Here is a 10,380-nt window from a genome sequence, read left to right as displayed (position 1 = left end):
TATAGCTGCCGCCAACTGTATCAGGACATAAAACCCAAAAGAGAGTTGCCGCGCGAAGCGCGGCAACTCTCTTTTGGGTTTTGATTTTGTCCTAACAAAACTGGCGACAGCTATATTAAGAAATGGCTACGCTATTTCTTAACTTGGTATTACAGAATCGTAATTTTAGGACTGTTGTACCAGTTATAGGTAGAACTATCAGGATCATCATCTACCCCCAGCTTACTTTCAGCCCCATCAATCTGAATCCGCACTAGATATTCTGCTGCCTTGACATTCTTAATGGGAATCTCAATCGTAGAGCTATTATGGGGAAGTGGAGGACGATCGAACATATATATAGCAGGACTACCCACCGCCCATTCATTCAAAGATAAGACCACCTTCTGTTTTTCACGCACCAGCACATCTAGCTGCAATACAACTACAGCCGATCGCAAATTATCCTCTACCTCTTCTAGCTGAGTCACACTCACACTCACAATCGTCGGGCAAAGAACAAAGGGCATCACATTCGAGGCGATCGCATTAGTAATTAACGGAGAAGTACTATCAATCCGATGGATTACCTGCAAACTCTGCACTCCCGCTTGAATTTGCGGAAAAGATATATTGGCAAGGGAAAAAATAATTTCCCGATCTATGACCGATGTGGGCTTAACGATCAGATCGCCCACATGGATTTCCACGGTTTGGCTTTGCAGATTGCGACCGCGCACGACGATCGCACTACCGAGCACAATCGGCTCAAATCGACTACCCTGAGCCAGCACTTGCTCAATATAGGGAGAAGCAGGAAAGGGAACCAAACCAGCAGGAGAAGCATCGCGAACGGGCAAAGCTCTCTGGAAATTTTCGCGCCCCTCAACAATCACCAGACAAGCACGATAGGCGATCGATAAAACATAGGGAACTTGATAAAACACCGACCAAGCCTTAGATAGATCCTCCAGCGAAATATCGACGGGCACAATATTAATCTGTTGAATCTGATCGGCAAGATCGGCATCTACTAAAAATGGGAAAGTAGAGTCATTACAGGTAGAACGAATTAATTCAGGCGTAAGAATTCGTTTATCCACAAACGTACTCACGACACTTCCTAATACTCTCTGGGGTTGCAGTTCCGCATCATTGCCATAGCAACTCATCATGTAGTAAAGATCGAGAGCCACTTGACGATTGAGTGGATTGCCTTTAATCCGATTGGGAGTAGAGTCAAAATTAGCTAACGAGGGATTGCTCGTGACATGATACAAAAAGATGTTAACTCCCACCTCAGGCGCACCCGTAGAAATTCCCGCAGGTGGCAAAGTCGTGGCTCTCGCACCTTCAATATCCTGTTGAATGACTGATTGCAACAACCTTTGTAGCGTTGCCGTTACCGTTGCGATCGCTAAATGATTACTCATCGGTACTCACCAAACCTAATTTCAACGCCCTAACAATTGCCTGAGTGCGGCTTGCCACCCCCAGTTTCTCAAACACGCTCGTCAGATGAGCTTTTACTGTAGCGATCGTCACATGCAAGTAACGCGAAATGTCTTCATTTGAAGCTCCCCTAATCAGCCAGTTCAATACCTCCTGCTCGCGATCGGTGAGATGAATTGTGGAATGTATCTGGAGCGATCGTCCAGAATAGAAATGAAAAATCCGAAAGAAACTAGTCGCAATATCAGGAGGCAAAAAGATTTCGTCATTCATAACTGTCGAAATTGCCTCATAGAGTTGACTCCCAATCCGATCCTTTGCCACATAACCTCGCGCACCCAACTGCATCGCTCTAAATACTAATTCATCTTCGCGATGAGCGGACAAAATTAAAACCTTGCCATGATAATCCAATTTTTTCAGATCCATCAGCACCTTTAATCCACTATCCTCAGGAGATTTTAGATCTAATTTGACATCTAAGAGAATTAAAGACGGCTTCTGCTCAACTACCAGCTTGATAGCTTGGACGCAAGAAGTAGCTTCTCCGACAATCTTAAACTGAAGATAACAATCATCACTATAAAAACTCAGTAATGTATGTAACCCACGACGAAAATTAGAATCATCTTCTACCAATAAAACCGAAACTATCTGAGCCGTTGTTGCCATAGATCCTTTGTTATAGATCTTTTGTTATAGATCGTTGATGCTTAGTCAATTTATAAATTAGTCAATTTATGAATGAGTTGTTAAGTTTTTCTAGAGGTTCTTGAGCAGTTCCTATAGGAATGACACTAGGTTCAACTCCCAATAATCTGAATAATCTGATCCAAATAATCTGAGCATAATCTGCACATAATCCAAGAAAATTTCAACCTTATTTTAATTAGCTAGATTTTAATTAGCTAGATTTTAATTAGCTAGGCATAAGTAAAATCAAAATCTAGAAGAGCATACTGCCCACTACGCAGGCGTTATGACAATTCACAAAAGTGTTGTCACACTTTTGTGAAGTAAACACCAAACCCAGTAAGGTTTTGAGATTCCCAAAATGGCGTTGCCATTTTGGGAATTGGCATTACATGCTCTAGTTTTGGGTTTTAACTATGCTGAACTACTAGAAGTATAGACTAAAGTCTAATAACCCTTAAATTCGATTCTCCCTACTGTATGAGGCTATAGACATAGTTAAAGGGTGGCATATGGCATTAGACTACTTCGCCCCGGGCGTATACGTTGAAGAGGTGGATAAAGGCAGTCGTCCCATTGAAGGCATCAGCCTCAGTGTGGCAGGCTTTATCGGATTTACCGAAGATGTACGCGGTGACGCTGAGCTTTTTAAACCCATGTTGGTTACGTCATGGGATCAATATCGCGAATACTACGCAGCCCCCGGCTCCGACGGATACACTGACTTTGACGCTTACCTTCCCTTCGCGGTAAATGGCTGGTTTGTTAATGGCGGCGGACGTTGCTGGGTCACTAGTATCGGCACCAAATTGCCTGGATCGGAGCCTCCCGCCCCTGAAGCCACGGCTCTCCGTATTGGCACATCTAATAACAAACCAACCTTGATGTTCAACATCAAGCCTGCGGATGCATCCGCCAGCCAATTGGCACTACCTTCAACCAGCGATCGCATTAAAGTCATCGTCCAAGAGAGTACCCCCAAACCTCTTCCCGATGACGCACCTGCTGATGCCGAGCCACCCTTAAATACTGGCGAATTTTTCAACGTGATCGTTGTCCAAGGGGGACAGGAACTAGAGCGGTACGAACATGTCACGATGAACCCTCAAGTTGCGCCCGAAGTTGCTGACTATGTAGTAACGGCGATCGCCGATTCAGAATACGTCACCATCGCCGATATATCTGTTAGCGGACAGCCACTCTCCCGTCGCCCTGCTAACGGAGCCTATGAAATTGCACCTCCTCCTTACATCTCATCGATCGATCGCTTCGCTCGCGACCTCCTAGGACAAAGAGACGATCGCACTGGCATCCAAGGAATGTTTGAAATCGATGAAACAGCGATGATTGCCTGCCCAGACCTAATGCGCGTCTACGAAGCAGGACTAATCGACATCGATCAAGTACATGGAGTCATGGAAATGATGCTCAGCATGTGCGAAAACTCCTTCCCAGGCCCTGCTTTTCGGATGGCAGTAATCGATCCGCCTCCAATTAAGCCCTCCAAAGGCATGGAAGCAGTTCCTCCCGATCGCCAAAAGCCCCAAGACGTAGCTCAATGGTTAAGCATGTTTAACCGTCGCTCTATGTATGGTGCGCTCTACTATCCTTGGATCAAAGTCGCCAATCCTCGCAAGGGTGGCAAACCATCCTACGTCCCCCCCTGTGGTCATGTCATGGGGCTATGGTGTCGCACTGATCAATCACGCGGCATCTTCAAAGCTCCTGCTAACGACACTCCTAGAGGCGTTCTTGGCTTAGCCTATGAAACCAATATGCGCGAGCAAGAAATGCTCAACCCCATTGGAATCAACTGCATCCGTAACTTTGCCAGCTACAACCGTGGCTTCAAAGTATGGGGCGCACGTACCCTCGTCGAGCCTGACAACATTCAATGGCGCTATATCAGCGTCCGTCGCTTGATCAGCTATATCGAGAAATCGATCGAAATCGGCACTCAATGGGTGGTCTTTGAACCCAATGACACCGATCTTTGGGCAAGAGTTACCCGTACCGTCAGCAACTTCCTTGAAGGTCTATGGCGAAACGGTGCCTTATTTGGCGGTGCATCTTCAGAAGCTTTTTACGTCAAGTGTGATGCCACCTTAAATACCCATGAAACTATGATGATGGGGCGTTTATATATCGAAGTCGGCATTTGCCCTGTCAGACCTGCTGAATTCGTTATCTTCCGAGTCAGTCAATGGTCGCCCAATAGTTAGTTAATTGATTAACAGCGCTGATGATTTCGGCGCTGTTAATTTTTATCTACACAATATCCACAAAGTATAAGTAAGGGGGCTTACTGAAATATAAAACCCTAGAGCCTGTGGCGCACGCTGCGCGTGCGCCGCAGGTTTTAGATCAGGATCTAATTATGCCCAACTACTGATGTAGATATCCACTATCGATATCTACGTATACCTACATATACTTTGTATTTTGATACCCTATAGCGTTTCCAAATCTAAGCCTTTGGGTATCTCCTATCAAATTTTTAAGATTTACACATTAATTCTTAGGAATTTATAGATTTTAGATTTTAAAATGATAAGTTATCAGCATAGACTTGTAACTCAGATTTTAAGGAGGGAGAATGCCTACACTTATACCAATTCCTACCAGTCGATTCTATGTGGAATTCGATGGTTTAACAGAAAAATTGATCAAAAGTGTAACGGAAGTTACCTTTTCTGGACAGACAGCAGGACATGAAAAACCCCTTGCTTCAACCAAAGGGGGCAAGACCCTTTGGCAAAGTACATCAGCGGGTTTTGAAGAAAATCCCAACGTCACGATTGAAGCCTATGTCGTCGAAGGCGATATGGACTTTTATAATTGGATGTTAGCAACGATGCCTAAAAGCGAAGGGGGACAAGGGAAATGGTCTTCTAGTCGCAAGAATGGCTCGATTGTTGCCTACGACAGCGAAGATAATGAAGCAATTCGTTGGAGCCTGACAAATTGTTGGATTAAGTCCTACAAGGTCAGTGATTTTAACTCTGAAAGTAAGGACTTGGCTGTCGAGACTTTTGAAATTATTGCTGAACAAATCAATCGCGTCGTCTAGGAAGTGCTACTAAGGGCGCTTACAAATTTTTGGTTCAGGGATTGATACCAAGCTTAGAATAATTATTAGAGATTGACTCAATCATTACACTCAATCGTTACTAACATTACTAAGACTGCAATCCAGCCATATATTACTATCAAAATTTTGAGGTCAAAACACAATGGCAAAAGGCGAAATTTTAGCCTGTTCAAAATACTACTTTAACTTATCTGGTCTAGATGACTTGATCGTCAAAAGTGTAAGTGGTATTAGCACAACTCTACAAACCGCAGGCGACAGTAAATCCTATGGAGTAACTAAATCTGGTAAGTCAGCAATCCAAGCAACTGTAACGGGGATCAGCAACAGTAATATTACTGTTGAATTTGTCTGCACAGTGGGAGATAAGCGTCTAATGCAATGGTATAGCGATTCCCATTCTGAGCCGATCGCTGGTGGTGGAACCAAAACCAAAGGCGAACGTAAAACAGGCACGATCACTCTCTACAATCAAGGTGGCGAAGCCGCTGCAACGTGGGAAATAACTGGAATCATGCCTTCTAGCTATAAATCAACAAAGCTGGAAGCAGGAGCTGAAGGGCTATCCACGGAAACCATTGAATTTGTATATGAGAAAATGCATCGTAAAACTTAAAATGTCAATATGAGTGGTGCAAAGCACCACTCATATTACAAATAAGAACATAGGAGACCTTCATGGCGGATGCAGATTCCCAAATTGAATTTCTAGTCAATTCAAAGTTTTATATAGAAATTACTTTGCAGGGTAGTCTGGAAAAAATTGATGGCTACTTCATGGAATGTAGCGGTCTATCACGCAGCCAAGAAGCCATTGAAATTGTGGAAGTCACTCCCCAAGTATGGGGCAAGAGTGGTTCTACGAAAGGAAGAGTAATCCGTACTAAGATACCTGGCAATAGCAAGAGTGAAAATATTACGCTCAAACAAGGTATGAACATATCCATGACCATGTGGAATTGGTTCAAAGCTGTAGAAGATGGCAATTGGGCGGAACAATTCCGAGATGGGGATATCACGGTTTACGATCAAGGGGCTACGGAGAAAGCAAGGTTTCGATTTAATGGTGCTTGGCCAGTCCGTTACAAGATTTCCGATTTTAAAGCTGATGGTGCTGAATTTGCAATTACTGAGTTAGAGTTAAGTGTTACAGATTTTTTGCGAATTAGTTAACAGAATTAACATTAGATTAATAAAATATTTATGATTCAAACAGAGTTTGAATTTACATTGCCCAAAGGCTATGTCGATAATGATGGGAATCTCCATCGTAAGGGGGTCATGCGACTATCCAGAGCGATCGATGAGATTACTCCCATGCGCGACCCCCGTGTAAAAAGTAATCCCGCCTATGCCACGGTAATTATTTTGTCTAGAGTGATTACGAAATTAGGTGGTTTAGAAGAGATAAGTTCTATAGTAATTGAAAATTTATTTGCAAGCGATCTCAGTTATTTGCAAAAATTCTATCGTCAAATTAATGAGCTAGAAGATACCGATTGGAATAATTTGCCCGAAGAGAACCTCGAATAATATTAAATATTTGTGTAGCTTTATTGCAGTTAATTTTTTCTTAAATTACTCATATCTAGTTCTTAATACTAGAGCGATACAGTAACAGCGTGTAGCGGAATGACATAAAGAAGATCTGACCAAGAGGTAACAAACTTCTCGGTTAGATATTTGCGTGTCTTAGTAATTTACCGTAAATCTTAAAACAATGAAAATCTCGAATGCAAAAGCATCGGCATCCTTTGCTGTCGCTTTGTCTGCAACAGTATTCTCGTCTTCAGCTTTCGTGGCAGCAGTATCGGCAAACTCCCTTACTGAAGGAGTTCCACAATACGATCATCAAATCGTAATTATGATGGAAAACCACGGCTACGATGAAATTATTGGCAGCCCCTATACTCCTTACATCAATCAGCTTGCCAATACTTATAATACTGAGACAAATTTCTTCTCTACTACCCATCCCAGCTTACCCAATTATCTCACTCTCATCTCTGGCTCAACTTTTGGTAATGGAGCCCCCTTTGATCCCATTCAAGCCAATCCCAACCTTGGGAATGACAACCCTCCTTGCATTTCGGCTGGACATTTTGCGGGCCCAACTACAGCCATTCCTTCAGGAGCTTCACAAAACTGTAACGCAACTATAAATAGTCCATCTATTGTCGATCAGTTGGCAACACAAAGCTTGACGTGGAAAACCTACCAAGAGAACTTGCCAGCCGACAAATTAGCTGCTAACTCCAACACAGCAGGTGTTAATGACAAACTTTACGCGGTAAAGCACAATCCTTTCCTGTACTTTAACACCGTACAAAGCGATCCTAACCAACTCAAAAATGTAGTGGGATTCGATCAATTGGGAATGGACTTAACGAGTGGTGCATTACCTAATTTCAGCTTTATCGCTCCCAACCAATGTAATGATATGCATGGAGATCCCAGCGGTGGTTGCCCCTATGGAGTAACCGATCCCGCAGATGCTAACGAGCAAGCAAATCTTACGAAGGGAGATAATGAAGTAAAAAATCTGGTTTCGGCGATTACTTCTTCTGCTGCTTGGAGTAAAGGGAACAATATCATTTACCTCACATGGGATGAAAATGACTACGGAACTGGTACAAATCAAGTTCCTTTAATTGCCATTACAAATAATGGTTATCAGGGCGTTCGTGATGGTACTTACGGCAATACCTGCTCGCTTCTTCGCACTATCGAAGATGGATTTGGAATCAATAACTATCTAGGTTGTGCTGGAGATGCTACTGCTCTCACTTCTTTGGTAACCCCTGTCCCCAATCCTTCTATGGAGCTTGGGATTGCTAGCGCTTCTATATTGTTTGGTGTAAATCTACTCCGCAAGAAGCGTCCAGCAAAATTGAATAACTCTCTATAACAATCCTAAATCATTATCCATAAGATTCAATTCATGAATTGAATCTTATGGATAGTTGTTGACAGTCATATTTCTGTAAAACTAAAAAGATAGTTGTGGCGCTTTGCACCACAACTATCTTTTTAGTTTTACAGAAATTATCGAACGAACCAGAAAAAAATTTTTAAAAGCATTGCATAGCAACGCTTTTAAAAATTTTCTTGGTTTGGAGTTGAGCATAAAGCGCTATATGTCCCGATACATTTGGCTACAACTAAGGAGTGGTCAATTGTTAGGAGAATTAGGAGAGATTGGCGATCGCATTTTGAAGTATGCTTCGAGAGCTTCAATATCGAGCACTCCTATTAAGCGATCGCGTCCTTCTTTAAGCACGGCAAAATTATCACCACCATCGGCTAAGTAACTGTTAACGGTAATGCGATAGTCGCGATCCATATTGATCACTATTCCAGCGATCGCAATATCACTGATTCTATCCCCCAAAGCAACGGAATTATTATAGTTATAGGTGAAACCTTGGGAAACTTGGAGAATCCGATTTTGTCCTAAACGCGGATTATCAAACTGACTTTCTAAAAGCTGTTTGATTTGCTTACCCGTCAAGGTCATGGTGACTAAGCGATTTCGGAAAGGTTGAACGGCAAAAGCCTGACCGTAGGTCACAACCCCCTTAACTTCACTCTCGCTGCTATAGGATAGATCGGTGCGAATGCCTCCAGGATTAATGAAGGCAGCTACTGCGCTACCATTAGAATCTTCAGCAGTAGCGGCAAGTTGAGCGTCAGCAATCATTCTTCCCAAAGGAGACGTACCATTGCGATCAGGGGTGCGGGTAATATCCGCAGTAATCGAACCAATCGCCCGATTGACTAGCGGATCGGCAATGGCTTTGTATTTCCGAACTATCTGGGTCAAAGCTGGATCCTTTGGCACATCATGGGTAACAACAACATTATTGGCTCGCATCGAGGCGACATCTCCCGTCCCTCGATCTAAGGTCACATCAATGTCGCTGACTAATCTGCCATAGAAAGAAGCACTGGTAACCAGACGGCGATCGATTTGGCAGTTGTAGGCTTGATGCGTATGACCAGTGATGAATAAATCTACTTCAGGATCGGTCTGCTTGACAATATCCACGATCGCGCCAGAGATCCCCTCACAACCATTGTAATTTCCCGTATTCAGACCGCCCTCATGCAAAATAACAGCGATCGCTTTAATACCTTGCTTCTTTAATTCTGGAATTAAGGCATTAACCGTAGCCGCCTCATCCTTAAATTCCAGACCCACGATTCCTGAAGAACTAACTAAATTAGGCGTTCCCTTTAAGGTCATCCCGATGAAAGCCATCTTAATACCGTCAAAGTTACGCACCTGATAGGCAGGAAAAATAGGCTTGTTATTGCGGGAATCAATCACATTAGCTGCCAGAAATTTGAATTTTGCGCCGCCAAAATCATCCCCATCGCGGCATCCATCGACGGGATGACATCCGCCTTTTTGCTTGCGGTATAACTCTTCCGCTCCTTCGTCAAATTCATGATTGCCTAAGGCATTTAGTTCTAAACCCAAAGCATTTAACGCTTCAATTGCAGGTTCGTCATGAAAGAGCGCAGATATCAGCGGACTGGCTCCCACCGTATCTCCTGCGGAAACGGTAACGGTATTTTGAGGTTTTATCTGAGGATTGACAACCCGTAGTTTTTTGATATGCGTAGCTAAGTATTCAACACCGCCCGCAGGAATGCGATCGCCAGCAGATGGAGGAAAAGTAAGATTACCCGCCTCTAGATTGCCATGAAAATCATTGATAGCTAGGATCTTAATATTTACCAACGTGGATTTTGACAGGGCAAAGGGAGAAAAATACAGAACTACAAATAAAGAAATGACAGCAACAAGCAAAAATCTTCGCATCAAAAATTTTCTCATCATGTCAATCCCAATTTAGTATTTTTAGTTGATTGCTATCTGCCACCCCACAAGCATAATCGAAGATCTAGAAATCTTAAGGTCTCGTCCAATACTTCTATCCCACATTCCGCTCTTATTTTACTGAAAAAAGCATTTAGAAAACAAATCCTTATACACTCAGTGTTTTGAGCTTTACCAGCAAAAATATCACTATCTTAATACTTCAAATAGTGATGCACTAATGGTAATTAATACCATTAATTTTTCCAAAAATCACTGAAACCCTCATTGTCTCGTTTTAAATATTTTTAGGCTTCCATTACGAGCGGAATGTGGGTTA

At 42.9% G+C, this 10,380-nt stretch carries 9 protein-coding genes; 6 read left to right on the top strand and 3 right to left on the bottom strand.

The annotated features are described in order from the left end of the window. Positions 1-149 precede the first annotated feature (149 nt). Both AC805_RS13830 and AC805_RS13825 read right to left on the bottom strand, forming a co-directional pair. Complete coding sequence (locus tag AC805_RS13830; protein WP_055075966.1) at positions 150-1,412, bottom strand: DUF4255 domain-containing protein; 1,263 nt, start codon at positions 1,410-1,412, stop codon at positions 150-152. Beyond that, complete coding sequence (locus AC805_RS13825; RefSeq protein WP_055075965.1) at positions 1,405-2,103, bottom strand: response regulator transcription factor; 699 nt, start codon at positions 2,101-2,103, stop codon at positions 1,405-1,407. Before AC805_RS13825 ends, AC805_RS13830 begins: the two co-directional genes overlap by 8 nt. 533 nt (positions 2,104-2,636) lie before the next feature. On the opposite strand from AC805_RS13825, the gene AC805_RS13820 reads away from it, so the two are divergent. The 6 genes from AC805_RS13820 (at position 2,637) to AC805_RS13795 (ending at position 8,123) form a co-directional block, all read left to right on the top strand. Beyond that, positions 2,637-4,346 carry a phage tail sheath C-terminal domain-containing protein gene (locus AC805_RS13820; RefSeq protein ID WP_055075964.1) on the top strand — a complete coding sequence of 570 codons (1,710 nt, stop codon included), beginning with the start codon at positions 2,637-2,639 and terminating at the stop codon, positions 4,344-4,346. Between the two features lie 374 nt (positions 4,347-4,720). Continuing rightward, on the top strand, positions 4,721-5,194 hold the full coding sequence (locus AC805_RS13815; RefSeq protein ID WP_055075963.1) for a phage tail protein: 474 nt from the start codon (positions 4,721-4,723) through the stop codon (positions 5,192-5,194). A gap of 163 nt (positions 5,195-5,357) precedes the next feature. After that, positions 5,358-5,831 carry a phage tail protein gene (locus AC805_RS13810; RefSeq protein WP_055075962.1) on the top strand — a complete coding sequence of 158 codons (474 nt, stop codon included), beginning with the start codon at positions 5,358-5,360 and terminating at the stop codon, positions 5,829-5,831. Positions 5,832-5,893: 62 nt separating this feature from the next. After that, the gene (locus AC805_RS13805; protein WP_055075961.1) at positions 5,894-6,388 is read left to right on the top strand and encodes a phage tail protein; all 495 of its coding nucleotides are present in this window, start codon (positions 5,894-5,896) and stop codon (positions 6,386-6,388) included. A gap of 30 nt (positions 6,389-6,418) precedes the next feature. Next, positions 6,419-6,748, top strand: a complete 330-nt coding sequence (locus AC805_RS13800) for a hypothetical protein (RefSeq protein WP_055075960.1) — start codon at positions 6,419-6,421, stop codon at positions 6,746-6,748. A gap of 187 nt (positions 6,749-6,935) precedes the next feature. Then, positions 6,936-8,123 carry an alkaline phosphatase family protein gene (locus tag AC805_RS13795; RefSeq protein WP_055075959.1) on the top strand — a complete coding sequence of 396 codons (1,188 nt, stop codon included), beginning with the start codon at positions 6,936-6,938 and terminating at the stop codon, positions 8,121-8,123. A gap of 264 nt (positions 8,124-8,387) precedes the next feature. On the opposite strand, the gene AC805_RS13790 is transcribed toward AC805_RS13795, so the two are convergent. Beyond that, complete coding sequence (locus AC805_RS13790; protein WP_231662869.1) at positions 8,388-10,061, bottom strand: bifunctional UDP-sugar hydrolase/5'-nucleotidase; 1,674 nt, start codon at positions 10,059-10,061, stop codon at positions 8,388-8,390. Between the last annotated feature and the right edge of the window lie 319 nt (positions 10,062-10,380).

This window comes from Pseudanabaena sp. 'Roaring Creek' (assembly GCF_001402795.1).
Classification (GTDB): domain Bacteria; phylum Cyanobacteriota; class Cyanobacteriia; order Pseudanabaenales; family Pseudanabaenaceae; genus Pseudanabaena.
Note: the sequence above shows the minus strand (reverse complement) of the source record. Positions and strands in the feature narration are given on the sequence as shown.